The 23,949-nt window shown below is 59.4% G+C and carries 26 protein-coding genes and 3 pseudogenes; 10 read left to right on the top strand and 19 right to left on the bottom strand.

The window, feature by feature from the left end:
• Window positions 1-253: 253 nt before the first annotated feature.
• On the top strand, window positions 254-1,174 hold the full coding sequence (locus NKI41_RS28130; protein ID WP_352516188.1) for an ArsR/SmtB family transcription factor: 921 nt from the start codon (window positions 254-256) through the stop codon (window positions 1,172-1,174).
• A gap of 233 nt (window positions 1,175-1,407) precedes the next feature.
• On the opposite strand, the gene NKI41_RS28125 is transcribed toward NKI41_RS28130, so the two are convergent.
• Complete coding sequence (locus tag NKI41_RS28125; protein WP_352508321.1) at window positions 1,408-2,331, bottom strand: glycoside hydrolase family protein; 924 nt, start codon at window positions 2,329-2,331, stop codon at window positions 1,408-1,410.
• Between the two features lie 399 nt (window positions 2,332-2,730).
• Between NKI41_RS28125 and NKI41_RS28120 the strand changes: the two genes are divergently transcribed.
• Together NKI41_RS28120 and glf are read left to right on the top strand one after the other, a co-directional pair.
• Complete coding sequence (locus NKI41_RS28120) at window positions 2,731-3,903, top strand: glycosyltransferase family protein (RefSeq protein WP_352457923.1); 1,173 nt, start codon at window positions 2,731-2,733, stop codon at window positions 3,901-3,903.
• Window positions 3,904-3,905: 2 nt separating this feature from the next.
• A complete protein-coding gene (glf, locus tag NKI41_RS28115) occupies window positions 3,906-5,048 on the top strand; it encodes a UDP-galactopyranose mutase (protein ID WP_352457944.1) in 1,143 nt (380 codons plus the stop codon).
• A gap of 134 nt (window positions 5,049-5,182) precedes the next feature.
• Here glf and NKI41_RS28110 read toward each other — a convergent pair whose 3' ends face one another.
• The 5 genes from NKI41_RS28110 to NKI41_RS28090 form a co-directional block, all read right to left on the bottom strand.
• Window positions 5,183-6,349, bottom strand: a complete 1,167-nt coding sequence (locus NKI41_RS28110) for a glycoside hydrolase family 1 protein (RefSeq protein ID WP_352685991.1) — start codon at window positions 6,347-6,349, stop codon at window positions 5,183-5,185.
• A gap of 206 nt (window positions 6,350-6,555) precedes the next feature.
• Entirely contained in the window at window positions 6,556-7,080 is a 525-nt protein-coding gene (locus NKI41_RS28105) for a YciE/YciF ferroxidase family protein (RefSeq protein ID WP_023677856.1), read from the bottom strand.
• 1,090 nt (window positions 7,081-8,170) lie between these two features.
• Window positions 8,171-8,536, bottom strand: a complete 366-nt coding sequence (locus tag NKI41_RS28100; RefSeq protein WP_023677855.1) for a hypothetical protein — start codon at window positions 8,534-8,536, stop codon at window positions 8,171-8,173.
• Between the two features lie 392 nt (window positions 8,537-8,928).
• A complete protein-coding gene (locus tag NKI41_RS28095) occupies window positions 8,929-9,312 on the bottom strand; it encodes a hypothetical protein (RefSeq protein WP_156937370.1) in 384 nt (127 codons plus the stop codon).
• 988 nt (window positions 9,313-10,300) lie between these two features.
• Window positions 10,301-10,654 (bottom strand): hypothetical protein, encoded by a 354-nt coding sequence (locus tag NKI41_RS28090; RefSeq protein WP_023680319.1) that lies wholly within the window; start codon window positions 10,652-10,654, stop codon window positions 10,301-10,303.
• 644 nt (window positions 10,655-11,298) lie between these two features.
• On the opposite strand from NKI41_RS28090, the gene NKI41_RS28085 reads away from it, so the two are divergent.
• On the top strand, window positions 11,299-11,808 hold the full coding sequence (locus tag NKI41_RS28085; protein ID WP_352685989.1) for a ferritin-like domain-containing protein: 510 nt from the start codon (window positions 11,299-11,301) through the stop codon (window positions 11,806-11,808).
• A 699-nt stretch (window positions 11,809-12,507) separates the two neighbouring features.
• On the opposite strand, the gene NKI41_RS28080 is transcribed toward NKI41_RS28085, so the two are convergent.
• The 6 genes and pseudogenes from NKI41_RS28080 to NKI41_RS28050 form a co-directional block, all read right to left on the bottom strand.
• The gene (locus tag NKI41_RS28080; RefSeq protein ID WP_352508326.1) at window positions 12,508-13,278 is read right to left on the bottom strand and encodes a hypothetical protein; all 771 of its coding nucleotides are present in this window, start codon (window positions 13,276-13,278) and stop codon (window positions 12,508-12,510) included.
• On the bottom strand, window positions 13,275-14,159 hold the full coding sequence (locus NKI41_RS28075; protein WP_352508327.1) for a hypothetical protein: 885 nt from the start codon (window positions 14,157-14,159) through the stop codon (window positions 13,275-13,277). The genes NKI41_RS28080 and NKI41_RS28075 overlap by 4 nt, the downstream gene beginning before the upstream one ends.
• Window positions 14,156-14,551 (bottom strand): phage holin family protein, encoded by a 396-nt coding sequence (locus NKI41_RS28070; protein WP_352508328.1) that lies wholly within the window; start codon window positions 14,549-14,551, stop codon window positions 14,156-14,158. The genes NKI41_RS28075 and NKI41_RS28070 overlap by 4 nt, the downstream gene beginning before the upstream one ends.
• Window positions 14,552-14,555: 4 nt before the next feature.
• A complete protein-coding gene (locus NKI41_RS28065) occupies window positions 14,556-14,903 on the bottom strand; it encodes a hypothetical protein (protein ID WP_352508329.1) in 348 nt (115 codons plus the stop codon).
• Between the two features lie 229 nt (window positions 14,904-15,132).
• Window positions 15,133-15,701: pseudogene (locus tag NKI41_RS33380) on the bottom strand (transposase); the annotation flags it as partial.
• 62 nt (window positions 15,702-15,763) lie between these two features.
• On the bottom strand, window positions 15,764-16,813 hold the full coding sequence (locus NKI41_RS28050; protein WP_352685986.1) for a YihY/virulence factor BrkB family protein: 1,050 nt from the start codon (window positions 16,811-16,813) through the stop codon (window positions 15,764-15,766).
• Window positions 16,814-17,055: 242 nt separating this feature from the next.
• Here NKI41_RS28050 and NKI41_RS28045 point away from each other — a divergent pair, with 242 nt between their 5' ends.
• Window positions 17,056-17,913 (top strand): alpha/beta fold hydrolase, encoded by an 858-nt coding sequence (locus NKI41_RS28045; RefSeq protein ID WP_352508333.1) that lies wholly within the window; start codon window positions 17,056-17,058, stop codon window positions 17,911-17,913.
• Between the two features lie 340 nt (window positions 17,914-18,253).
• Here the strand turns inward: NKI41_RS28045 and NKI41_RS28040 are convergent, their stop codons facing one another.
• The 3 genes and pseudogenes from NKI41_RS28040 to NKI41_RS28030 all read right to left on the bottom strand — a co-directional run bounded on the left by NKI41_RS28040 (window position 18,254) and on the right by NKI41_RS28030 (window position 19,570).
• On the bottom strand, window positions 18,254-18,511 hold the full coding sequence (locus tag NKI41_RS28040; protein ID WP_352508334.1) for a hypothetical protein: 258 nt from the start codon (window positions 18,509-18,511) through the stop codon (window positions 18,254-18,256).
• Window positions 18,512-18,957: 446 nt separating this feature from the next.
• Window positions 18,958-19,171 (bottom strand): annotated as a pseudogene (locus NKI41_RS28035) (alcohol dehydrogenase catalytic domain-containing protein); the annotation flags it as partial.
• Window positions 19,172-19,321: 150 nt separating this feature from the next.
• Window positions 19,322-19,570 carry a cyclophilin-like fold protein gene (locus NKI41_RS28030; RefSeq protein ID WP_352516146.1) on the bottom strand — a complete coding sequence of 83 codons (249 nt, stop codon included), beginning with the start codon at window positions 19,568-19,570 and terminating at the stop codon, window positions 19,322-19,324.
• A gap of 153 nt (window positions 19,571-19,723) precedes the next feature.
• Between NKI41_RS28030 and NKI41_RS28025 the strand changes: the two genes are divergently transcribed.
• Window positions 19,724-20,281: a 5'-3' exonuclease gene (locus NKI41_RS28025; RefSeq protein ID WP_352508345.1), complete on the top strand. Its 558-nt coding sequence runs from the start codon at window positions 19,724-19,726 to the stop codon at window positions 20,279-20,281.
• A gap of 324 nt (window positions 20,282-20,605) precedes the next feature.
• Here NKI41_RS28025 and NKI41_RS28020 read toward each other — a convergent pair whose 3' ends face one another.
• Window positions 20,606-20,890 (bottom strand): DUF982 domain-containing protein, encoded by a 285-nt coding sequence (locus NKI41_RS28020; RefSeq protein WP_023680323.1) that lies wholly within the window; start codon window positions 20,888-20,890, stop codon window positions 20,606-20,608.
• 57 nt (window positions 20,891-20,947) lie between these two features.
• Between NKI41_RS28020 and NKI41_RS28015 the strand changes: the two genes are divergently transcribed.
• Window positions 20,948-21,367 carry a hypothetical protein gene (locus NKI41_RS28015; protein ID WP_352682210.1) on the top strand — a complete coding sequence of 140 codons (420 nt, stop codon included), beginning with the start codon at window positions 20,948-20,950 and terminating at the stop codon, window positions 21,365-21,367.
• Between the two features lie 186 nt (window positions 21,368-21,553).
• Here the strand turns inward: NKI41_RS28015 and NKI41_RS28010 are convergent.
• Together NKI41_RS28010 and NKI41_RS28005 are read right to left on the bottom strand one after the other, a co-directional pair.
• A pseudogene (locus NKI41_RS28010) lies at window positions 21,554-21,718 on the bottom strand (diguanylate cyclase); the annotation flags it as partial.
• A gap of 232 nt (window positions 21,719-21,950) precedes the next feature.
• A complete protein-coding gene (locus NKI41_RS28005) occupies window positions 21,951-22,079 on the bottom strand; it encodes a helix-turn-helix domain-containing protein (RefSeq protein ID WP_352516145.1) in 129 nt (42 codons plus the stop codon).
• A gap of 31 nt (window positions 22,080-22,110) precedes the next feature.
• On the opposite strand from NKI41_RS28005, the gene NKI41_RS28000 reads away from it, so the two are divergent.
• On the top strand, window positions 22,111-22,482 hold the full coding sequence (locus NKI41_RS28000; RefSeq protein ID WP_352508346.1) for a hypothetical protein: 372 nt from the start codon (window positions 22,111-22,113) through the stop codon (window positions 22,480-22,482).
• A gap of 296 nt (window positions 22,483-22,778) precedes the next feature.
• On the opposite strand, the gene NKI41_RS27995 is transcribed toward NKI41_RS28000, so the two are convergent.
• Window positions 22,779-23,117: a hypothetical protein gene (locus NKI41_RS27995; RefSeq protein ID WP_352457937.1), complete on the bottom strand. Its 339-nt coding sequence runs from the start codon at window positions 23,115-23,117 to the stop codon at window positions 22,779-22,781.
• Between the two features lie 176 nt (window positions 23,118-23,293).
• Between NKI41_RS27995 and NKI41_RS27990 the strand changes: the two genes are divergently transcribed.
• Together NKI41_RS27990 and NKI41_RS27985 are read left to right on the top strand one after the other, a co-directional pair.
• The gene (locus NKI41_RS27990; protein WP_352685982.1) at window positions 23,294-23,602 is read left to right on the top strand and encodes a hypothetical protein; all 309 of its coding nucleotides are present in this window, start codon (window positions 23,294-23,296) and stop codon (window positions 23,600-23,602) included.
• Complete coding sequence (locus NKI41_RS27985; RefSeq protein WP_352508339.1) at window positions 23,589-23,777, top strand: hypothetical protein; 189 nt, start codon at window positions 23,589-23,591, stop codon at window positions 23,775-23,777. The genes NKI41_RS27990 and NKI41_RS27985 overlap by 14 nt, the downstream gene beginning before the upstream one ends.
• Window positions 23,778-23,949: the final 172 nt, after the last annotated feature.

Below are 23,949 nucleotides of genomic sequence, written 5' to 3'. Positions count from 1 at the left end.
TCTTTGTGGCTGCCAGCATCTACCTAGTCGTCTGCAAATCGAGGCCACGGACTGACAAGCACCCCCGCACTACAAGGAGCTGGCGGTCGGAGAACAAATGTAGACATGTCGCACCATCCTTGCGGGTACGGCTTGCGATGCATACTGACGGTCGAGGGCTTAATGTAACCAAATCAACGGCTCGGCGTTTCGGTCAGCGCCGTTGCAATGAGCGAAGCCATAACCTCTGTCACGAGCATAGACTGCCGATTTCATGAATCGCAATTTTCTGGTGATCGAACCTGAGGAAGGCATTGCCGTGCTCAAGGGGCTTGCCTCCTCGGCGCGGATCTCGATGCTGAAACTGCTGCATGAGAAGGGGCCGATGAATGTCAACGAAATCGCCGCCGTGCTGTCGCTTCCGCAGTCGACCGTCTCGACCAACATCCAGGTGCTGGAGGATGCGGGGCTGATCCGCACCGAGAGAGCGAAGAAAGGCAACCGGAAAATCTGCTATCCGACCGCCGAAAAAGTGCTCGTCGTGTTCAAGAGCGAATATCGTGCGGTCAAGAACGACGCGATCGAAGTGTCGATGCCGATCGGGCTTTATACCGGCTTCGAGGTTACCGCGCCCTGCGGCCTTTGTTCGCCGGACGGCATCATCGGTCTGCTCGATGTTCCCAACACTTTCCTCGATCCGGACCGCATGAAGGCCGGTCTGCTATGGTTCACGCGCGGTTTTGTCGAATACCAGTTCCCCAACAATGCCAAGCTCGCCAATGCCGAGATCACCGGACTCGAAGTTGCGATAGAGCTGTCTTCGGAAGTGCCGGGCACCAGCGCCGATTGGCCCTCGGACATCACGCTGACGATCAATGGCGTCGATGTCGGCACCTGGACGTCGCCGGGGGATTTCGGCGACAAGCGCGGCGTCTTCACGCCCACCTGGTGGAAGCTTAAGGGCTCGCAATACGGTAAGCTGAAGAACTGGCGAATTGCCAATGACGGCACCTATGTCGACGGCCTCAGGATTTCCGAAACCGGCCTCGCCGCACTCGATCTGAAGAGCCATCATTCAATCCGCGTCCGTATCGGCGTCAAGGACGATGCCAAGCGCCCCGGCGGGATCAATATTTTCGGCAAGGGCTTTGGAAATTACGATCAGGACATTGTGCTCAGGATCAAAACCGCGTGAATCGACTGGCCGCGTTGCTGCGCTCAGTTACAGTTCATTGCTAGGCTAGGCTTGCAGCTGGCACCGCCGTCCATGAGGCGACCGGCTTGCCTGACGTGTATAGATCCCTCGTCGCAAGCTTTGCCCACTGGCTGCGAATCCCCTGCTACCCTCAATCACCAGTACAAAGGGATCCGTCCCACCAACCAACAGCCAGATTATCCTCCGTTCCGGCAAATGCCGGAACTTACCATCTAGGCAACTCTCGAAAGTATATGCCGATCCAGGTCACACTTAGCCAACCCGAACCGCCAGCGATGGTTCGTAGCCTCACGCCTGCTCTGGTAGAACAAAGTCAATTGCCGGCCTTCGATCATTACGGTCGAATGGCCATTCTCGCCGGGCTCACCAGGGTCGAGAACGGGGCCAACGGAAACGTAGGGACCCTTGACGTCATTGGCGATGGCGAAGAAGACGCGCTGCCGGCTGCCGCGCGGACCTTCGGGGAGGAAGCAGGTGGCGTTAAGAAGCACACGACCGTCCGGCAGCTCGACGAGCTGCGCGCCTTCGATCCCCCATTCGTAATCCGGGTGTTCGCGCGCATTGTGATGCGGCACGTCGAGATGATCGAGTATCTTGCCGAGACGTTTCCATGGCCCGAACCAGGAATCGGATTGGCTGCGCGCCAGATAGACATCAGGCTGGGGCACCCTGGTGAATTTGGGCATGCCTGAATAGACGATATAGCGCTTGCCTCCGACGATTGCGGGGTGGGGATCGTAGATGCCGTCCTCATCGGTGTCGGGCAGCGACAATATCGCCGGATTGAGCACCACCCAATGAAAGCCGTCATTGGAGACCGCGTGCTCGCAACGTCCGCCGGACTTCATGAATTCGGTCTGGATAAACATGTGGAAGACGCCGCACTCATGAATGACGCCGGGCGCCGCAATGCCCGATCCGGTTACCGGCAAAACGATCGCCTCGTGCTCTGTCCAGGGTCCATAAAGATCCGGCGCTGTGGCGTGGAGGATTTTCCAGCTCTCGGTTGTGACGGTGCCGCTGGAGCCGAAGACGTGCCAGAGCGTGCCATCGAACACCGGACAAGGGTCCTTCAGATCATCCACAACCTGCGGGTGAAACAATGGAAAGACGTTGGTTTCAAAGTCGATCTTCATTCGCCAGCCATCCCTCGATTCGTCTCGGGCTCCATTCAAATGAACCACCGGCGCGACTCAGATGAATCGATTCCAAGCGTATTTATAGCTCCGCTGATGAACGGTTGTTGAACGATTGAAGGATTTGAACCGCTCTGTGGCAAAGGGCCACATTTGGGGAGCCCGACCTGACGCGAGGGGCTTCATCATGTGGATCGAATGGGGGCGGCCGGCTCGCCCCTTCTCTGTCGAGCCGTCGCAAGTGGAGCGGACGGCTGGTCTCGCCCGAGACAGTTTGGAGCTATGGAACAACTTATCGGGATGGAAGTTATATAGAAGGCTGCGAACTTCATGTCAAAGCTGCCTCGATTGACTTTTGTTAGTCGAGGCATTTTGTAACTATATCGAAGGATAATCTACATGGAAATGGCGGCGGGCCGGGCCAAAACACCAAAAAACCCTGTACAACCGTCTATTTTAATTTGCTTTTCACACCTCCGATGGAACTTCGTATATCAGAGACCACAACACATTCTGACCCTGGCGTCAAAGCAGCAACAGCTAATTTACTTCGAAGAGCCGATCTTCGATGAGAGGCGCCACCCTTCGATGCGGGTGCACAATATTACCCCCAAGATCAGAATAGTGACGCCGCTGATCCCAGTTGGTACTTCCGCGACCCGGGCGGACGCAATCCAGCGCAGGTTCGTCGATCAGATCCTCGCCTCCACGCCGCATGACCGATTGACGACCTGGTATTACACGCCCATGGCGCTACGCTTCAGCGATCATCTCGCCTGTGACGTCTGCGTCTACGACTGCATGGATGAACTCTCCGCGTTCAAAGACGCTCCCGCAGAGTTGACGCAGTTGGAAAAGGCGCTGTTGCAACGTGCCGATGTCGTCTTCACGGGCGGGCAGAGCCTCTACGAGGCCAAGCGCAGCTTGCATCGGGCGATCTTTCCCTTCCCGAGCAGCATCGACGTTACCCATTTCCATCAGGCTAGGGCGCCAGGTGAAGACCCGTTCGACCAGGCCGACATACCTCACCCGAGGGTGGGGTACTTCGGGGTCATCGACGAACGGCTCGACCTTGAACTTATCGCGCATGCGGCTGCGGCAATGCCAGACGTGCATTTTGTCATGCTCGGCCCTGTCGTCAAGATCGATCGGGCGAGCCTTCCCACGGCAGGCAACCTGCATTGGCTGGGCGGCAAGTCCTATGCAGACCTGCCGAACTATCTCAGGCATTGGAGTGCCGGCTGGATGCCGTTCGCGCTCAACGATGCGACCCGCTACATCAGCCCGACCAAGACTCCCGAGTTTCTTGCGGCAGGACTGCCGGTGTTGTCCACGGCGATCGTCGACGTTGTGCGTACCTACGGCGTCGAAGGCCTTGTCGAGATTGTCGAGGCGGAGGACATCGAGGCCAAGCTTCGCTCGATCCTGGCCCACCCCCGCGATTTCCTGGTGAAGAAGGCCGACGCCTACCTCGCCGACATGTCCTGGGAGAAGACCTGGAGCGCGATGGCTGCCCACATCGAGCGCGCCCATGCGATGAAGAGCGTCGTCCCATTCCTGAGGAGGGCGTGAGCGTGTTCGACTGGTTGATCGTAGGGGCCGGTTTCGCCGGCAGTGTGCTGGCCGAGCGTATCGCATCGCAACGGCAGGAAAGCGTCCTGATCATAGACCGACGAAATCACGTCGGCGGCAATGCCTATGACTGCTACGACGAGGCGGGAATACTAATTCACCGTTACGGGCCTCACATCTTTCACACCAACGCCCAATCGATCGTCGACTATCTGTCGCAATTCACGCAATGGCGGCCTTACGAACATCGTGTGCTGTCGCTTGTCGATGGAAAGCTGCTGCCGATACCGATTAATCTCGACACCATAAACCGCCTCTACGGCCTTGAATTGACGTCCGAGCAGCTGCAGGACTTCTTCGCTTTCCGACGCGAAACGGTCAAAGAAGTCCGCACCGCCGAGGACGTCGTGGTGAGCACAGTAGGCAGAGAGCTCTACGAGAAATTCTTCCGCGGCTACACGAGGAAGCAGTGGGGTGTTGACCCTTCCCAGCTGAGCAAGTCGGTGACGGCGCGAGTCCCAACCCGGACCGATCGGGATGATCGCTACTTTGGCGACACTTTCCAGAAAATGCCGGCAGGCGGGTATACGCGCATGTTCCAGCGCATGCTGGATAATCCCAAGATCAAGATCATGCTGCAGACCGACTACCGCGAAATTCGCGACAAGATCCCCTTCCAGCAGATGATCTATACCGGTCCGATCGACGAGTATTTCGACTGGAAGCTTGGTCGCTTGCCCTACCGTTCGCTGCGCTTTGAGCACACGACGCTTGATTGCGAGCAGTTTCAACCGGTCGCCGTCGTCAACTATCCGCAGACGGAAAAATACACACGGATCACCGAGTACAAGCATCTGACCGGTCAGCAGAGTCCGAAGACCAGCCTCACCTACGAATACCCCACCGACGTCGGAGATCCTTATTACCCGGTGCCGCGGGCCGAAAACGAGGCTTTGTACAAACGATACGAAGCTTTGGCCGCGGCGTGCCCGGAGGTCTGGTTCGTCGGACGTCTTGCAACATATCGCTATTACAATATGGATCAGGTGGTCGGCCAGGCATTGGCTACGTTCGGGCGCATTCAGACACGCCTGCCAGCAAACGGGATGCTCGTCACGCCGACGCAGCGCGAGGCGGCCGAGTGAATGATGCGCCGGCCTGACCGGCGTCGGGCGACCCACGGCCAAAGAGACCAACGATGTTGCTTCTCGGCGAACAGCTCTAGATATGCTGTGCTGTTGATGCAGCTGAAAAGCGCGCACTGTTCGTATCAGCGAGGCTATAGCGCGCTTGCTTGTTGTTCCTCAAACGCCAAGAACGATTGGCGCTGGCGCTCCAACTCGTCCGCAAGTGGCTTGCGAACAGTGCGCGAGCCGTCCGCATGAATGGTGGAGAACAAGCCGACTTCGGCGTGGCGCGAATTGTCCCAACCTGGGTAGGCCGTCACCGGGTACAGGCATATACCCTGAACAGGTGCACCGAGGCTCGTCGCATCGCGCACTTCGTCGCAAACGTAGTGAAGCCAGGCTGGCCGCCCTGAACCTTCGGCGCCGGTCTCGGCGATGAACATTGGCTTCTTGTATCGTTCGGCGACCTCGACCAGCAATTCCGAAAGTGCACGGTATTCGTGGTGCCCCATCGGTATCGTTGGGCCATTCAAGTACCATTGGTTGTGCGGATAGAAGTTGAGGCCGATGACGTCGACAAGGTCCTCGCTGCCGCCCAACTCCGGTTCCACGCGCCCGATCAGCATGTCATACGCCTCGAATTGGCCCTGGCGAGCATTTTCGGCGCGCCGCCGCTCGGGGTGAGTACGGTCACGAGGAGCAATATGGATCAGCGGTTCGGCCCAGATGAACCTGCAGCCGGGTTCGGCCTCCCGCATGGCCCTCACGCCGGCGACCGCTGCCCTGACAAGGTGTCGTTTGAACCATCCACGCTTGTTCGGCCCGACGCGGGGGAAATAGCCGACCTCCACAGCCCATGCAAAAAACGAAATCTCGTTGATCGGGCACACCAGGGGAGCCACCCCGGTAACGGAGCGATGAACCCGAACAGCTTCCGCGGCGAAACGGACGTAGGCCTTGATAAACCCCGGGCCACCTTGGTCGATATGGTCTGGCGAGCCATAGTGGAAGATATCCCAGATAATCTGCACCCCGGCCGCCTGGGCTGCTTCGATCGCCGACGTCCAACTCGACCAGTCGAAGACTCCGGGCGCTGTTTCAATCAGGTGCCAGCGCAAGCCGTCGCGGATCGTGCGAAGCCCCAGCTCGGCACAACGGCGATAGTCGGCATGTGCATGGATGTCATGTGAGGTCGCGCGGATCAGATCAAGACGGGCCCCGTCGGCGCGCCTGTGGGAGGAACACTCGAAACCAGCCATGAAAAAGCTGTCGAACCCGGAAGAGCCTGCCGTGGGCCGACGGGCGGTATCCTCGTTCATACCAACATCCTGTCGCCCAAGGCGTGGGCAAGTAATCGCATTCGCAGTCCCCCATTGTCAGTTCCGGTGGCCTAGTCGAAACCGGTCGGCCACCACCACGTCGACGGCTCGGCGGCTGCGGTGTACACGTGTGCCTGGATTGGCGAATACAACCAAGCTCCAATCCCGTCTGCCGGGGGCCGCGGTCGCGTCGATTCGATCCGAAGTTATGCGGCCTGTTGCATCGCCCGTTCGTTGACGCCTGTTTCGCCTAGTCGGGTGAGCGCCTCATCGGTTGCTTTTTCTTCCTTGAGCGTCTGTTCGAGTAGCGGGACGGCGTCTTTCAAGCCAAGTAACCCGGCCCATGTGACAAGAGTCCCGTAGCGCGCTATTTCATAATGTTCGACGGACTGGGCTGCAGCCACGAGACCCGCGTCCAATGCCGGAGCCTCCTCGAATTCCTCCAAAATCTCCTGTCCTTCTTCGATGATGCCGTCGATCGCCGGGCACGTTTTCCCTTGGGCTCTCTTGCCAAAGGCGTCGAAAACTTGCTGCAGACGCTCGATCTGACCTTCCGTCTCGTCACGATGTTTTTCGAACGCCGCCTTCAACTCTTCGGACTCCGCGCCCTTTGCCATTTTCCGGAGCGCCGTCAGAATCTTGCGTTCGGCGTAGTAGATGTCTTTCAGACCATCATAGAAAAGGTCTTCCAAGCCCTTGGAGCTGCCCTGAGAGCTTTTTTTCGTCGCCATTGTCATCTCCTCTTTCATTTCTATCGACGCATGCATGGCTCTAACTGGACCAGTCTCTTGTTGTTCCTTCGGCGACGGCACACCGGCAGCCAACAGCGAGCGACGGTCGGGTTGACCGCTGATTTCAGTCCGCCGCGCCAGCAGCGGCTTGAGCATCTCGGCTGCGCTCCATTGCGGAAGTTCCGGAATGAGGATCGTCTGCCTGAAGGGTTTCCGCTGTCATCGAGTCCTTGCGGCCGCATTTTTCGCAACGGACCTTTGCCCGCACCTGATCAAGGTTCCCGATCTCTTCTCGGGCCCCCAATGGCGTCGAACCTGGACGAAGTTGCCGACCAGATCAGCAGTGTATAGGGGCCGCGGACCTGTTTTCCGATGTAGTTGAACTCACCTTGAGGCAGCTGCTCGCGCAGGCGTTTGGACGACAGGCGGACGGCATCATGGCCTCTAAATTCGAATTCGAGGTCAAGAGGACCACGTCCACAGCATAGTTGCACCTAAGATCCTCCTCGATGTCGCCAGCGGCGCGAAGCCTCAGATGGTCTTCGAAAACCCCTCTGCGGACCGAGCATGTCATGTCTCCTTTGCAGTACCGGAAAGGCCGTGGACAGCCGTGTCGTCCTTCGCGATGCTGAACGGATGCGACGGCGGTTTGTTCCTGAGGCCAACATGCGCTGGAGCCGGATTGACTTGCACCCCCGATCACAAACGAATGAGAACATTCAATCGGGGTCCTCATGGCTTCCGCCATCGACATTCTGGCATGCTGACCAGCGACGAGGTCGGCAATTGTCCAGGACTAGAGCGGCCGGCCAGGTGCAGCGGTGCCGGGGGGACCTCACGCTCCAAGGCCGTCCTGGCCTTCGCCAGCGACAACCACAAGGCCTGCAAAAAAGCTTCATCTGCTTGCGGTGTTAATCCGACCTCCTTGCAATGTTCAACGATCCTGTCCTGGATCGACACTGCGGTTTCATACCGTTGGACAACCCTTGCCAGAACGTCCTGACAGGTGCCAATCGCCACCTCCCGAATGTGGTCAGCGACGGGAGAGAGGGCAGCACGGGTGACATCATGAGCAACGGGGGCGTCCCGATCAGTCGGATGTATTCCGCCTCGGGCTGCCCATAAGAACGATCCGCCAACGCGCGTCTATAGCAATAGCTTCAGCCTTCAATTGAACAAAGCAATCGTGTGGGGACCGGTCCTCACCCATGACCAGGGCTGCCCCGGTCATACCGTCAAAGCCAATAAGGCCAACCTCGGCCTCGACCTCAGCCCGAAGCTTCGCCACCATTAACCCGAGACCGCTCTCGAAGAAATCGACGGTGTCAATCGGGACCGAGGTCTGCTCCAGGTGCGTCCTCAGTCCCAAGTGACGGGCTTCGAGGTGAGGCTGCAGCAACGTCAGATCCGGTGCGCTCAGGCGCCGCAACAGTTCGTTCTTGAACGAGGTTTCCATCTGCGCTGTCTCCCGATCGGGGCGGAAGGGCGATGGTCGCTCACAGCTGAGGACGCCCTAACAATTGTCGACAGTCAGGGGAAAGTATACCTAAAAGGGCGGGGAGTCTCAAAAAGCTACTAGGCTGACCAGAGAAGCTCGTCAGTCTGGCGATCATCAAGATGCTGCTAACAAGCAGTGTCCGCCTCTACTGGTCGAAGGTTGCCTTCGCAATCTGGTGTGCGCCTTTTGTCGAAGCATACGGCCCCAAACTGATTCATCCTCTGGGGAAGCCAAGCGGTATCGACGCTGCCTGAAAACTTACGCGCAAGCTCCACACTTTCGGGGGGCGCTTTGTCGATCGACCAGAGTAGCCAAGCACCCCTTCTGTATCCCATAGTATTCGTCTTCGCCTATTGCTCCGGAACGGCAGAGGTTTGCGGACGATTTCGTGCTGCTTCGGCAATTTCCGGGATGTATTTCGTCGCGGTGCAGCTTCGGTTCACATTGGCGCGTGCGTCGAATACCTCTTTCTCGCAGACCCGCTTGGCGAGCTCGATAGGCACATGAACTGCCAGAGGCACTTCCACCTCGGAGATTCCAAGCTCCCTTGCGATCTGCTGTTTCACTTCGTGCCTGCCAAGCGAAACGTCGACGCCGACATCCTGGGCATCTTCGGTTGTCGATGATGCGCCTTGCCCCGGCAGATCTTGCTGCTCGGTCTGAGCAAATGACTGCACGGCAAAAAGCTGCAAGGCGAACACGGCGAGCGGCAAAATTCGTTGGAATACTCTCATGCCTGGCTCCTGCAGGTGCCTTTAACAACGGCAAAGTATTTGAAGCGTTCCAGAGGCGGGGATGCGCGCGCTCAGCGGCAGTCGAGGCGGGTTTTTTCTGTTGGAATACGATATGGCGACCGTGGTTGGGTGCGACAGCCGACTGTGCTGGCACATCGGAGTGTAGGAATTTGCCTACCGAGAAAGAAAGACAAGCCAGAGACGAGCGCGCCTCGGATGCTGCACGAGGATTGACCGACATTGAGCGTGCGGCACGAGACGCAAAGACCGCGGCTTCGGGAGCAGCGCCTGAAGGCCGCACTTGCTGTGACGTCGGCCCGCGGCATCTAAACCGAAGAGGACACCAAAACCGTGAAAGCCTAGCAGTCACTTGCACCACACGGACTTGCATTCAACCCCACGGTGCTCAAGATCCAAGTAGGCTCTGCAGCTCTCTAGGCTCAGAACGTCGTGCACCCAAGTTAGATCCTGCTGCAGCAGTCAGGACTACCCCAGAACGAATATGGCCAGCAGGGCAACAAAGAGAACAAGGGCGATCGCGGCGCCCCAGATGAGGACCTTTCCGGTGCCGCGTTGCTCTTCCTCGCGAGAAACGTCTTTCGCCATCCATGCATCCTTTGCGAAGGTCCAAACTGAGCAACGTGCCGTGCCAGGCTGTTCCCAACGCTCTCGGAGCCAACTTGGTGTCAGTCCAACTGCCGGTTGCCGTAGGGCTTCTTCGCTCTAGCGCTATCGGCAATACAGCGCGGCTCTCCTCTGAGCGCGACCGCAGCTCCCTTCAGGCATGATGCGCGAGCAGGCGGATATGTATCTGACCGAAAGCAAACAGAAGCCAGGCCTGCCCACTGAAAGCACAAGCAAGCACAAGGTTCCTCAACTGACGCTCGGCTGGCGGCAACTTGCTCGCCAGCCGAGTTGAGTTCAGGCGGTGGTCGGGGGAGATCAGCCAGCCACACGCTGGTGATTCCAACCTGAGCCGATGTGCCAATCAGCAACCTTCGTCGGTCTTTTTGACCTGGCCTGGCGCGGCGGTGTTGGCTGCTGTGTCCTGCTGACCTGGCGCCGCCTGCTGAGCGCTGCCAGTCTGCTGGCCGGGCGCGCAGTCTCTGGCCGAGTTCGGATTTGTGGTGCCGCTGGTGGTGGTCGTGTCGGTGCCTTGATCGCCGGACATGTTGGTCCCGCTGCTCGTCGTGCCGGTGCCCTGATCCGTCGTGCTGGGCATGGTCGTCGTGGTCGAGGTTCCGCTCGTCGAGGTTCCGCTCGAAGTTCCGCTGGTCGTCTGGGCAAAGGAAAGCCCGGCCGACACCGCCAGCACGGCCGAAGCCAAAAGGATGCGTTTCATCTTCTTTCTCCTGTCTGAATGCGCGGGATGCGCCTGGCAAATTGAACAGGCAGACAGAAGGAGTGTTCCCCGATGAAGTTCAACTTTTGTAACTCTGGTCGTAGGTCAGCCTTAGGATGGCCGGCGTATATTAGAACCTCATGACGGCGGCTCGAGTCGAAAAGCAATCAACGAGCGGAGAGGCCGTCGCGTTCCTTGTGACTGCGGTGGCGCGGCGAGGCACAAGGCTCAATGCGGAGCGCCAGCGGCCGCGATCAGCGCCTCGTCGAGAATCCACTTCAGCTTCGCCGAGCGCTGGTAGGTTCATCTGCTTGCCGTTCTTACTTGCCAGGAACGACATGCAGCGGTCGCAGTATGCCATGCGGGACCTTCAATATGTCGCCGCGTCGGATGGCCAGGAAGCGGCCAGTGCCAGTTGGACTTTGTGATGGAGCGGCGCAGCGGCGAGCGTCCACGGGCCGTTTTCCTTGCGCCGATCTTCCCGATCTTCGCCTTTTCCACGCATCGCTGCAGGATTTTTCGCGAGGTGAATTGAGACCCGCCACGGCGCTGATCTCTGCGACGGTCAAGGCCCGTTCGGCGGGCTCTACTCCGGAACAATGTCCTCTTCTGAAAGTTTCCTTAGATCGCAAAGGAGATTCGAGATGTCAGAAAGCCGCGAATGGTTTGTCCAATGGCTTAGAGATGCCCATGCCATGGAAGAGCAGGCCGAAACGATGTTGAACGGGCAGTTGAGTCGTATCGAGAATTATCCCGAACTGAGCGACCGAATCCGACAGCACCTCGGCGAGACCAAGCAACAGGCTGCCCGGCTCAAGACTTGTCTCGATCAGATGGACGAGGGTTCATCCACGATGAAGGATGCTGGCGGTAAGCTGACGGCGATGGCGCAATCGCTGAGCGGCGTCTTCGCTGGAGACGAGGTGATGAAAGGATCCCTCGCGAGCTACACGTTCGAGCACATGGAAATCGCCTCCTACACGATCCTGATTGCCGCTGCTCGATCGCTCGGCGAAAGCGAGGTACTTCGGGCTTGCGAAGAGAATCTGCGAGAGGAAGTCGCGATGGCGGATTGGCTGAAATCCCGTCTTCCCTCCACGACCGAGCAGTTCCTTGCGCGGGCCGAAGCGGACAGCGACAGCGCCAAGCGGTGATCGGGTAGGAACGTAGTAACCGTAAACTGGGTGATCGGGATTCGTCCGCTAGCGCGTCCCCCTTCGTGAACGCTGGGCAACGAACACGCCTAGCAGGCGGTCGTCGAGCTGCGCATTTCGAGAAATTGCAACGACGAGCGATGCTAATATTGCGGCGTCGTCACTTAGAGAGTCGAAGCGTTCGCCTGCGCAAGCCTGGTCAAATACGCATTGGCAATAGCCAGATCGGAAGGGCTAGCGCAGCGCTCGGCGAAATAAAGCTCGAGTGGGCGTGTTAAAACGTTCCAAACGAGGTCGCGATAGCGGAATGCCCGAGAACGCTCTAGATGACTGAGCAGTTGCGTGCGCGGGCACCGGCAGCGCCAAGCCGGATCGGAGAAAGTTCGTCCTGACAGCGGACAGAGCGCGCCGTTGCGCTCACGTTATGGGGTCGGCAGCACTTGCACGGTTTTCGGGGTGAATTCCGCTTCAGCCGGTCGCTGGCGGTTTCGCTGAAGGCCGTGACCGACCGGCCGACGATCATCATGCTCGAAGGGGTTGACCGCTTTGTCCGATCTTCTCCGCCGTGCGCATCGTCATCGCGCCGTCCGTGGTTCCAGAATATGCAATCCGATGGCTGAACTCGTCGGGACTCGATAAATGTCAGCGCGGCATCATACTTTGCCTTCAGGACGACTGTTTCTCTGCAATGACCTCTGTCTACGCTCTTCCAGTTCGGTCGGTGTCCATCTGCTCATTCACACGTCGTTGATAGGCAAAGCCGACAGCCGCGGCGACTGCCAAACCTGCCGCCGCCAGAAGGAGTTTGTCCTCGGTATGCTCATTGCCCGATGCGTCTTGAACAGCTAACGAAGCTTCATCGAAGGGTGCGGATGCTCTCGCGGCAGTCTCGCCCTCGTGCGGCCCAACGCCGCTATGGCGGATACCCGCAGCTAGACGTTCTGTCTTCTCTTTTACAGTTTCCTTGGCCACGCCGGTCAACTCGGCAGCTTGGCGTTTTATTTTACCAGCCGTTTCAAGAGCGAAATCACTGACGCTTTCCGCCAAATCACTAGATTGCTCCTTCAGGCGCTCCTTGGCGTACGATAGGTGATCCACCTGCTGCTCGCCGGGTGGCCGGGCCGAATTGGTCCGCAATAAGCTGAACAATCCCGCTCCGACAAGTGCGGTTGCGATCGGCGGACGGCGGAGGAAACGCCACCCCAAACCGGCCCCAATCGCCAAAGCAGCGCTCGGATTGGCAGCCGCCTTGGCCTTGAGATCGTCAATAATCGCCTGCGCCACCGATTGCATTGAGGCTCTTGCTTTCTCCACCAGGGCATCCTTTGCCTCAAGCGCTTCGTGTTTCAAATCATCGGTAAATTCGGAGAGCGTGTTTGGCGACCGAAGTGTCGACAAGTCCTCGGCGAGCTTAGCCCGGGCAGCCTCAACTTCGTATTCAAGATGCTCAAGTTGCGGATCGGCCATCATAAATCTCTCTTGCCACCGGGGCGGGCAGGTTTGCTCGACCGAGCGTTGCCCGACCGCTGCGATTTGGCCGTTATTCCTTCCGAAGGGGTGGCGCTGCCCGGTTGCAGCTTGGCGGCCGGAGTGGATGAACCGCTCGATCCACTTGGGCTTGGCGAAGGCGGCTGCACGGGTTCACTTGATTGCTCTTCTGACAAGGCGCTTCCAAAGGCGCCCGCAACGTCCCTTGCGACCTCCTTCAGGCCGTCCGAATTCAGCCCATGTTCCTCGGCGGCGCTTTTGAGCCGTTCGCCCGCCTTTGATGTCGAGGACTTCAAGCGTTCCCCAGCTTTTTCAGCAGCATCCGTCAATCGCTCTCCTGCTGGGCCGAGCGTGCGCCTCTCGACATCGCTGGCCGGCAAAGCAGCAGCTATGGCGGCACCGGCTGCGAAGCCGGCCAGAACAAAAGCCAATGGCTGTTCTTCCACCATGCGGCCAATCGTGTCTTGCAACGTTGATTGGGCTTGCTGCACCACGCGCCCTGACTTCTCGGATACGGAGCGACCGGCCTGTTCTGCGTATGACGCGGCGGATGATGCGTAGTGACTTGCGGTTTCACTCACCTTCTCCCCAATGCCGGCTAAATTGTCGCGCATGGCCTCAGCTGTCTCGCTAGCCTGTTCCTGCGCTTTTGACGCCCCGCCGCTGGCGGTGCGTGCGTGCGGAGCATTTTGGCGCCCGTTGGTTCCACGGGATTGCTCGCGATGCCCGGCACTTGAACCGCGGCTGCGCATTAGCAGCGCGCACCCTGCTGCGACGAGCAGAAGGCCTTCGGGATTGTTCCTAGCGGAGCTGAGAAGCCATTCTTTCGTTCCAAAATCCTGGACCTGTGAATTGCGGCTCATGTTAATTGCTCCTTGGTTGTCGCAATATCCTGCTTTATTTGGCTTATAGAGTGTGTCGGCAGAAGTTCTTTTTGCGCATCAGCGCGGCCCCTATAGTAGGCGAAAACAGCGGCAGCCGCCGTTGCGGTCGCGACTATGAGACACGACCAGTGCAGGGCTATCCCTAAGCTCGAGATTCCAAGTACGAGGGCTTGCATTAGAAGCAGAGCGGCGACCACTCCCAGCGCGCCAGCAGCAGACATCCACACACCTGCTTGGAGCTTCGTTGAGACGTTGGCGGACAGCTCCGCATGCGCCAGGCGCAACTCTTTTTGAAAGAGGTCCGCGGCGTCCGCCAACACTGCCGACAGTGCTTGAGGGAGAGGCGAATTCTTCAGTTGTTCCTGTGCCATCAGATCAGTTCGCTCCCGGCCGCCTTTCCTTGATGGATTCTGAAGCGGGAGGCGCGCTCTTCAGCGTGCGGAATGTCAAAAAACCCGCTACGGCGGCCAGCCCAAACACCAAACCCGGCTTGCGCCTGGCCAAATCGGACGCTGCAAGAACCAGTTGATCGACGGATCTGTCTCGCAGGTCGTCTGCGTATCCATCAAGCCTATTGGCGAAGGTGCGCACGACCCCAGCGACGATCGGTGCATTTGTGTCGAGGTCCTCGGCCGCACGTTTGGTCGAACTCGCCAGTTGGCCCATCACCTCGGCGCCGCTGCCGACCTGACGGTCCAACATCTCCTTCACCTGATTGGTCACGGTGGACGCGCCACCAGCGGCCGCCCGTTTGGCGGTTCCCGCTGCCCCTTGTGCTATGTCCGACGCTTTGGATAAGGCGCCCCTTACGGTTGCTCCTATGTCTTCCGAGGTACCGTCACCAGTCCTTACCGCAGTTGGGGGACGCCGTTCAGAATTCCGGTTGTTCATGGTTTCCTCCATTCGAGGAGCAAACGGAGGTAAGGCCCGTTGGTTCCCAATGAGCGACTGGCTAGGGTGTCCAAGTTGCATTTTCGAACTCGGTGCGCGGATCGGGTGCGTTTGCATTGGGAATGACGAGTTGCTTGCGGGCGAGCGCAATGCGAATCACCCATCTGTCCCTTCCCTGCCTGCTTCAACTCTGATGGAAGGCGCCGAGGTGGGGACCATATCTGGCGACGGTGAGCGCGACGAGGAGAGGCTGCGCGGACCTTCACGGCCGCCGCGCACCGGTCTTCGACCGCTGCGCCTCCCGCTGTCACTGGCGATCGGCGCCAAGCCTACGAGTTTGGCGATGGCTTTATTGGAAAGGGTGCCAATCTCGGACAACTCGGCCATCAGGAGTACGCGGGCGACACCGTTGACCGGACGGAAGATCTAATCGAGACAGGCCCACAGCGGGTCGTCGTCGCGTAGCGAGGCGATCTCGCCTTCAAGTCGGTGGCTCTGACGCTTCAGCAGAACAACGACCTCGTCGAGGCTGGCGAGGGGTTCGGCATCGGCGACGGCGCTTTTGCGTTGCTTCTGGATGGTGAGATCGCCTGTCACCTCGGCAAGCCGGGCCCGCGGCTTGAGCCGTTCTGGGCCACGCTCCGCGGCGTGGTTACAGCCGCTTGACCATGGCATGCAAAGTGAGCTGCGCGCTACGCATTGCGCTCGTCAAAACGCGACTGCTGGTCGGCGTCATCGGCCGATCCGCCCAGCGTGTCGGCGACCGTGGCACCTCGCGAACCCATCGGCTGCTGCGCACCTGTGGTGGTGTCCATCGCTGTCTGATGCTCCATCTCGGAATTCAGCTCCGCACCTACAACCAGGATAATCACAGAAATCCAAGTCCACATCATCAAGCCGATCACTGCCCCAAGGGCTCCATACGTCGCGTTGTAGTTGGCGAAGTTTTCAAGATAGTAGGAGAATCCTATCGAGACTGCGATCCAGACCACAGCCGCGAGGAAGGCGCCCCATGTCGCCCATTTCCACTTTGCCCTTTCACGGCTGGGCCCGTAGCGGTAAATCAGCGTGGTCCCAACGCCAGCCATGATGAGCATCATCGGCCATCGAAGGATCCGCACAAGGGCTTCGATCCAGCCGCCGAGGTTCAGCAGTGCAAGCACGGCCGGCACAATCCCCACCGCGACGATAAAGCCGATGCCAATGAGGATGGCGCCAAGTGTGAAGCCCAAGGCCAGGAGATTCAGGTGGATGAAGCCGCGCTTTTCACTCTCCTCGTAGGCGATGTTCATGGCTTCGAATAGCGTCTTTATGCCGTTACTGGCGCTCCACAGTGTGACGGCAAGGCCGAAGATGAAGCCGAAGCTGAGCGCGCCAGTCTTCTGAGCGGCTAAGGACGCAAGCTGAGATCTGATAATATCCAGACCTCCCGAGGGCAGTACGCCGCCAAGGAACGCAACGTGCTCAGCGATGGTCTGAGGATCGGCGACGAGACCGTAGATGGACACGAAGGCGGCAAGCGCTGGAAAGAAGGCAAGAAGCAGATAGAATGCGGCCCCGGCCGCGATAAGCATAACACGGTCCTCGGTGAGCTCAGCGAACACCCGCCACAGCACGTCCTTCCAGCCGCGGCCAGGAATCTCTGACGGCCATTCGGCATTGCGTCCCCGGCCCTCCGGGTCGGGCGGCCGCTCAAGTTGCACTTTACCTTCGTAAGCGTCCTCGGTTGTTTTCTTCGACATGGCCGCCGGTCCGGAGCACCTTCGTCGCAGGGAAACGTATAGTAGCGCCAAAGGATGCAGGTGCAGACCTGCGCTTGCAAATAACACCCCGGCTGCAGAAACACTCGCGGCATCCCCACTTGGACCTTCGGCTCCCATGCCCATCTGCTGGGATGCGACGGCTGAGCGTGCATGTTGTCGGGACGACAGCCTGATAATCCTCATTGCGCTGGATCAGTTTTAGGACACTCGCGTTACCAGCCATGATCTCGCTCGCGCCTGAACATCAGTTCGTCAACGCCGGAAGCATTCGGTTTCATGTCGTTCAGGCCGGGCCTGCCGGGGGTAAGCCGGTCATGCTCCTGCACGGCTTCCCGGACTTCTGGATCGGCTGGAGACGGCAGATCGGTACGCTCGCTTCCGCCGGATATCGGGTCATCGTTCCCGACCAGAGGGGCTACAACACCAGCGACAAGCCAGGGGGCATCCGCGAGTACACGCTCCCCAAGCTCCTCGGCGATGTCTTCGCCTTGGCCGACGCGCTCGGCATCGGAAGGTTTCACCTCGCCGGCCATGACTGGGGCGGCATCGTCGCTTGGGCCGCCGGGGCAAAGTTGCCTCATCGCCTGGACAAGCTCGTCATCCTGAATGCGCCCCATCCCGACGTGGTGTTTACCCATGCCCTGCGATCTCCGACGCAGTTTCTGCGGAGCAGTTACGTGGTTTTCTTCCAGATCCCATTGCTGCCCGAAGCCGTTTTGGGTGCGCGGCGCTCCGCCTTGCTCGCACGAGCACTCAGGACATCCAGCCGGGAAGGCGCCTTCGAAGAAGAGGAGATTGCAGAATATCGGCAGGCTTGGGAGCGGCCGGGGGCGCTGACCAGCATGCTCAACTGGTATCGCGCCTTGCGCTTTCGCCCGAGCCTGAAGGAGCGGATCACGACGCCCACTCTTGTTATGTGGGGGATGCAGGACCAGGCTCTGGAATCCGGGCTGGCCAAGCGCAGTCTCGCCCTTTGCGACGATGGCCGCCTGCAGACTTTCGAGGAGGGGACGCATTGGGTTCAACGCGAAGAGAGCAACGCGGTGAATGCGGCGCTTCTGGCGTTCCTGGAGGGCTGAGGAACTCAAAAATGGATAGAAACTGGGGGCAGCGTCAGATGGAGCCGGAGGAGGCCTGCAGGGCATTCCTGGCTGCGGCAAAAGAGGAGGGGACATTACAACTAGCTAAGTTGGATTGCGGTATAAGGTTCTATTATCTCCGACCAACACCGCGCTTTGCGGAGTAGATCGACAATGAGATCGACATCGTCCGTCGCCCTGACATCCCCAAGCGTGACTTCGTCGGTAATGAAAAGAGCGGTCGTGCATCCGCCCACAAATATCAGACGCTCCCGAAAGTCGCTTCCCAGCGCCTCGGCTACTATCTGTAGCATGTGGAGCAGCTCGCCTCTGATAGTAGTCATTTCTTCAGAAGCCTTTCAGAAAGCCGCTCACCGGCAAGGCCCACCTCCCGCTGGTTTCCGAGCCGGATCGCATCGACAAGCGCAAGATATTCGTCCAGCCGCTCATCTTTCGGAACAGCTTCAGGCACGCTCTTGAACAAGGGCTCGATCGATTGGCCCATATCCCGGCCTTCCGCAAACGGCCAGATGTGGATGTACTCACCGCCGCTCATCAGCAGTCCTTTTAGCATTGGCGCGGCAAAGGCCGTCGGCATGCCGCGCGTGATGCCGCCCGCCTTGCGGGGAACACAAATTTCAGTCCGTGGACGAGAAAATTGTGTAGATTGCGGCGAGGGGGATTGGCTCGGCCCGTATCTCGATCTTTGATGGCGAGTCCCGACGAGAGGGTTCGCTTGATCGAAGCGTCGATCTCGTTTTGCTGATCCCGGGTAGCGATTCCAGGCCGCGAACTGAGTACGGGGCCTCGCCCGAGAAGCTCCAATGAAGCTCCCCGGAGCCAACTTGCCCCTCCTGCTCCTGCAAGCTCACGAGCTTCAGAAGCATCACGATATCCTGACTTTTCATCCCATTCATGCGGTGTGTCCTCTGTCCTAGGACATAAGACCATATCAAGGTGTATGACCCCAGTGCAGAGCGAACTCAGAACATCAAGGTGGCTTGCGCCGTCTCACTCGGCCTCAGCAAACTCGAAAGCCAACTCTCCGCCAGCGAACTGGCCGGGACGAACCGTCCTGATTTCGCTGCCGACCTCCATGACGATGCCGCAGTATTCTTGACCCATGTGCATGGGGCTTCGACATTCTGGATCCCCCTATACGGCCACAGGTCCGAGCCGCAAATGCAGGTCGCCGAGAGCTGGATGATGGGTCAGTCGGATGAAGAACCTTCGGGTCGGCGACTTCATCGCAGCGGATGTCGCCAGGACCATAAAGAACTGTTCCAAGCTTCCAAGCATTGTTGTTGTCCTGTCGTCAGTATGGGATCAGGAGAGGAGTTCGATGCGGAGCGGAATTCGCCTCCCACCAGCAGAGGATCGAAGCCGCCGTCGATGCGACCGAGCCTAATCAATCCCTGGACCAGTGGTAGCCGGCGTAGAAGATCGCAAGTTTGCCCCAAGGTGCATAGTAGCAGAGGTCCCGAACGGGCCGCTGCCCTCTTCGCTGAGCTTGCGCGGCAGGTAGCTGATCTTCTCGTTGTTCGCGGAGCGCACCTACTTGAAGGTTTGGAGAAGGCCAACTGTCGTCTAGCTTTGCAGACCGGGCCGGATGCTTTTCCTCGAGGATTGCAATGATCGTACATTTAGTGGACGGCACATACGAACTGTTTCGCCACTTCTACGGCCAACGCCGGTTCAACAACGGCCATGACAAGCCGTTTGGCGCCGTCGTCGGCGTGCTGAACACAGTGCTGGAGATGATCGAGAATGGCGCCACACACGTTGGGGTGGCTACCGATCATGTAGTCGAATCTTTAGAAATCAGCTCTGGCCCGGCTACAAGACCGGGGATGGCATCGAGCCGGCGTTGCTCGCGCAGTTTCACCCCCTCGAGGAAGCCTTGGCGGCGATGGGAGTGGCGGTCTGGCCGATGATGGAGCTCGAAGCCGACGACGCGCTGGCCTCCGCGGCGCACAGCGCGGCTGCCGATGAGCGCGTGCAGAAGGCGTGCATCTGGACGCCGGACAAGGATCTCGCGCAGTGTGTCCGCGGTGACCACGTGGTCCAGGTAGACCGCAGGACCCAGAAAATTCGCGATGGCGCGGGTGTACGCGAGAAGTTCGGAGTTGAGCCGGCCCTCATTCCAGATTTCCTCGCGCTCGTCGGTGATGCCGCCGATGGCTATCCGGGTCTCGAAGGCATCGGCCTGGTCTCGGCTGCCCGGCTGCTTGGCCGCTACGGCCCTCTTGAACGCTTTCCGCCTGAAGCCCTCGGTAAGGTAGAGAGCTCGCGCTTTTGTTCAAAAATCTCGCGACGCTTCGCACGGACGCTCGGCTGTCCGCGTCCGGGACAGCCAGGACCCACTTAACCGACGGTGAATTTCTGCGCTGGCCAAACAGTGCGGCTGCACCTTATCAAAAATCGCGATCAGGATTGCGCGGAGAACTGGGCTTGATGAGCAGATGATTCTCCGTGGTCTCTTCGACCGCGAGTGTCTCGGCTCGACGGCATCGGTCTTGGCATCGCGATCCCTCACGCTCTGCTGGGCACGATCTCTTCGCCAGTCGTGTCTTTGACACGCTTGGTCCAGCCCGTTGACTTCGACGGGAGGCGTTTCGGCTGCCGCGGGAGAAGGCAGTATTTCGGGCTTCAAGTGGGGCGGCTCTTCAGTGTTAGGGAGGCCGGCATGACCTCACATCAGATCTTCAACCATCCGCGCAATTTTCCCCAGACCTGCGGTGGTCCCTCTTGTTCTAAGGAGTCCCTGTTCAGCCGCGGCCGCCTTGAAGGCCTCGAGCGCAGCTTGCTGGCTGCAATGCCCGGCGAGGGACTCCTCGACCATTCGGATCGCGTTGAGCCGCCCCGGCTTTCCCATTCTAGGCCATGGTTGCTGAAGCACCTTCATTGCGTCGGCTATGGACGCGACCACCGTCAGGTTGCGATTGAGGCAGATTGTAATTGGACTGAAGGCCCGCATTCTTGTCGCTCCCCACGATTGAACGCAGCTAAACGCGAAGACAAGGGCAGTGGTTGCATGAATGTGGACTACCGCGAATTCAAAGAATCGCTGGCCGATGCGATTGAGGCTGAGCTGGCTCTCCTTGGGCCCGGCACTTTGCCTAGCCGGACCATCCTCTCGTCGTACAACAGGACCCGGCCGGCAAAAAGCATCTGTGCACCGTCCGACGCCGCGAACTATTTTTCGAGCTCGTCACGCCGCTTGCCGACGGCTTCTCAAGCACACCGCGACGAATTCGACGGCTGTGAGGGAGGAGATGAAAAGATTATGGTCGTTTCGTTGGGCCCTCCTTTAGAGCAGGGGCTCCGAGGCGGTTTGTATCGAGCAGATGTCGCATCAGATCTTGACCTGGAGATCGGCTCCGGCAGCGGGATCGGCGCAGCGCGGCAAGGATGCCACGTTCCTTCGGCGGCCCACCGGCGATGGTCTGGCTGACGGCCCCGCGAAGGCGCGAAGCATCGAGGCCTTCTTCTGCCAGTCGGGCGAGCCAACTTTCTTTGGCTGGGAGGGCGGTGCAGTGCTTCGGCTCGGAACTGTTGACACATGCGTCAGGCTGGCAGACCGGAAGCGGCGGCGTCCCCTGACGTCATGGAGACTAGCCTCGCTTCCGAAGCCGCAGATTGTGATCTCGTTGGCTATGCAGAGCATCCAGCCGTCGTTTTGATCCGTTTCCGTCATCCAGAGCCAGCGACCATCCATGAGATCCGTCTCAAACGCTTAAAAGCCGGTCTTGCCCCGCCGCGACTGTGTGGAAATCAGCCATGTTTCAAAGTCGGAATGCTGGACGAACTCGACAAGGAACTGGAGCGACGCAAGCACTGCTTCGTTCGCTACGCCGACGACTGCCCTCTATGTTCGCAGCGAGCGTGCGGGCGCACGGGTGATGGCCAGCGTCGAACACTTCCTCGACAGGCGTCTGAAGCTGAGGGTCAAGATACGGAAGAGCGCGGGTCAGCTTGGGAGAGGAGCGTTTCATAGTCTGGTGGGGCCTAATTCGCCTCGTAGTCCTAGTGGTCACCTATCGGCGCTCACCGGTCCCCTGAAGCTCCCGATAAACGCTCCGCTCACTGACCCCAGTTCCTTTGGCTATCGCTGTTCTGGTCATGCCCTCGGCATCCAACTTCACGATCTTGTCGCGCTTCCCCATCGCTGTTGGCTTCGGTCCTGGGTACTTGGTCTTGTCGCCTTTTGGCGGCATCGATCCCGATCCGTTGGCGCTCCAGCATGACGCTACGCTCAAGGCCATCCGCCAGTATCTGGCGCCCTTCTACAAGTGGCGGCAGGCCGAGATCGTGGCGGCGGCCGAGCCGCTGATGCCTGGCCACCAGGCCTTTATCCGCATCATCAACCGGCGCGATCAGGCCAGACCTTTGAAACGCCTGTTCGTGGCCTCCACGCTCATATCGGCGCAGCGGGCGCTCGACATCACTAGAGCTCATTGGCAAGCAGTCCGCCGCTATACACTGGCCGTGTCCAGGCGTGGGCGTGGCCTTTCCGCCTGGGTATTAGGGTGCGGCCTGCCCGATCGGCCGTCCCTCGATCGACCCTGAGTTGCTGATCCGCATGGGGATCGTCGGCCAGCTCGTCCTCGACTCGATGAGCGAAGTCGTCGACGCCGTGCGCACCGGGAAGACAAGCCTGGAGCTGTAGCGGCCTCGCCTGTCCCGCCCCGGTGTCGTCGCTTCGCTGGCGCCACGGTGAGAACGCATAGATCTGGTCCAGTATTTTCAGCATCAGAACGTTGAGCTGGCGGGAACTTGCTCGCCAGCCGAGTTGAGTTCAGGCGGTGGTCGGGGGAGATCAGCCAGCCACACGCTGGTGATTCCAACCCGAGCCGATGTGCCAATCAGCAACCTTCGTCGGTCTTTTTCACCTGGCCCGGCGCGGCGGTATTGGCTGTCGTGTCCTGCTGACCAGGCGCCGCCTGCTGAGCGCTGCCAGTCTGCTGGCCCGGCGCGCAGTCTCTGGCCGAGTTCGGATTTGTGGTGCCGCTGGTGGTCGTCGTGTCGGTGCCCTGATCGCCGGACATGTTGGTGCCGCTGCTCGTCGTGCCGGTGCCCTGATCCGTCGTACTGGGCATGGTTGTGGTGGTCGAGGTTCCGCTCGAAGTTCCGCTAGTCGTCTGGGCAAAGGAAAGCCCGGCCGACACCGCCAGCACGGCCGAAGCCAAAAGGATGCGTTTCATCATCTTTCTCCTGTCTGAATGCGCGGGATGCGCCTGGCAAATTGAACAGGCAGACAGAAGGAGTGTTCCCCGATGAAGTTCAACTTTTGTAACTCTGGTCGTAGGTCAGCCTTACGATTGCGGGCGTATATTAGAAGCCTCTTGAAGAGGACACTGCCCGCACCAGAATCCATGGCATGGCTCGGGGAATAGGCATTGGTGACCAGGTGGCGATTACGGCCAGGGTTCGAAGGCGGATAACAATAACAGAGGACCGCGTAAGCGTCTCTATCCCAGGTTACGACTTCCCACATTCCATCATCGACCACACCAAGGTGAACCGAGGCCAGCAAATCGACCTGAAAGGCGAGGTCACGCGCATCGACGAGGACACCGTGACGATCGACCTCGGGCCGCTGGTCACGGTCGACCGTGACAAGGTCCGGCTAATAGAGAAATATCGGCCGCCAAAACGACGAAAGGCACTTGTCGATGCCCCGGATTAGAACCGACAACATCGCGACCGGCTATGAGGGCAGGCCGCATGACGGGCCGGTAGAGGACGAGTCGAAGCACTTGGTCTACTGCCCGGTCTGCGGCCAAACGTTCGACGCGCGCGATCTTGGACAGGTCTTTCATCACGCTGAGCCGCAGCACCAGCCGCTTCCGGTCGAGCAATAGTCCAGCTAATTGAGCTCCGGCGGCAGACCGTCATTGAGACCCTTCAGCGCGCCACCGACGTACGTTGGATGAGAAAAGGGTGCTGCGTGCACCGCGCCTTCCCCGCGCGCCGATGCTCCACCTGGACCGCAAAAAAGTCCCGCCGCACTGCCAGAACGGCGGGACCGATCAA

The sequence above is a fragment of the Mesorhizobium sp. M0601 genome, assembly GCF_040320845.1.
Lineage (GTDB): Bacteria > Pseudomonadota > Alphaproteobacteria > Rhizobiales > Rhizobiaceae > Mesorhizobium.
Note: the sequence above shows the minus strand (reverse complement) of the source record. Positions and strands in the feature narration are given on the sequence as shown.

Bases quoted from the DNA above. Each gene is read 5' to 3' on its own strand.
- NKI41_RS28105 (WP_023677856.1), bottom strand. From the start codon at position 7,080: ATGGCGACGAAAAAAAGCTCTCAGGGCAGCTCCAAGGGCTTGGAAGAC.
- NKI41_RS28110 (WP_352685991.1), bottom strand. From the start codon at position 6,349: ATGAACGAGGATACCGCCCGTCGGCCCACGGCAGGCTCTTCCGGGTTC.
- NKI41_RS28130 (WP_352516188.1), top strand. From the start codon at position 254: ATGAATCGCAATTTTCTGGTGATCGAACCTGAGGAAGGCATTGCCGTG.
- NKI41_RS27985 (WP_352508339.1), top strand. From the start codon at position 23,589: ATGCCCCGGATTAGAACCGACAACATCGCGACCGGCTATGAGGGCAGG.
- NKI41_RS28080 (WP_352508326.1), bottom strand. From the start codon at position 13,278: ATGATGGCCGATCCGCAACTTGAGCATCTTGAATACGAAGTTGAGGCT.
- NKI41_RS28100 (WP_023677855.1), bottom strand. From the start codon at position 8,536: ATGGAAACCTCGTTCAAGAACGAACTGTTGCGGCGCCTGAGCGCACCG.
- NKI41_RS28050 (WP_352685986.1), bottom strand. From the start codon at position 16,813: ATGTCGAAGAAAACAACCGAGGACGCTTACGAAGGTAAAGTGCAACTT.
- NKI41_RS28045 (WP_352508333.1), top strand. From the start codon at position 17,056: ATGATCTCGCTCGCGCCTGAACATCAGTTCGTCAACGCCGGAAGCATT.
- NKI41_RS28125 (WP_352508321.1), bottom strand. From the start codon at position 2,331: ATGAAGATCGACTTTGAAACCAACGTCTTTCCATTGTTTCACCCGCAG.
- NKI41_RS28015 (WP_352682210.1), top strand. From the start codon at position 20,948: ATGAATGTGGACTACCGCGAATTCAAAGAATCGCTGGCCGATGCGATT.
- NKI41_RS27990 (WP_352685982.1), top strand. From the start codon at position 23,294: ATGGCTCGGGGAATAGGCATTGGTGACCAGGTGGCGATTACGGCCAGG.
- NKI41_RS28020 (WP_023680323.1), bottom strand. From the start codon at position 20,890: ATGCGGGCCTTCAGTCCAATTACAATCTGCCTCAATCGCAACCTGACG.
- NKI41_RS28005 (WP_352516145.1), bottom strand. From the start codon at position 22,079: ATGGGGAAGCGCGACAAGATCGTGAAGTTGGATGCCGAGGGCATGACC.
- NKI41_RS28090 (WP_023680319.1), bottom strand. From the start codon at position 10,654: ATGAAACGCATCCTTTTGGCTTCGGCCGTGCTGGCGGTGTCGGCCGGG.
- NKI41_RS28085 (WP_352685989.1), top strand. From the start codon at position 11,299: ATGTCAGAAAGCCGCGAATGGTTTGTCCAATGGCTTAGAGATGCCCAT.
- NKI41_RS28040 (WP_352508334.1), bottom strand. From the start codon at position 18,511: ATGCCGACGGCCTTTGCCGCGCCAATGCTAAAAGGACTGCTGATGAGC.
- NKI41_RS28075 (WP_352508327.1), bottom strand. From the start codon at position 14,159: ATGAGCCGCAATTCACAGGTCCAGGATTTTGGAACGAAAGAATGGCTT.
- NKI41_RS28095 (WP_156937370.1), bottom strand. From the start codon at position 9,312: ATGAGAGTATTCCAACGAATTTTGCCGCTCGCCGTGTTCGCCTTGCAG.
- NKI41_RS28120 (WP_352457923.1), top strand. From the start codon at position 2,731: ATGGAAATGGCGGCGGGCCGGGCCAAAACACCAAAAAACCCTGTACAA.
- NKI41_RS28070 (WP_352508328.1), bottom strand. From the start codon at position 14,551: ATGGCACAGGAACAACTGAAGAATTCGCCTCTCCCTCAAGCACTGTCG.
- NKI41_RS27995 (WP_352457937.1), bottom strand. From the start codon at position 23,117: ATGAAACGCATCCTTTTGGCTTCGGCCGTGCTGGCGGTGTCGGCCGGG.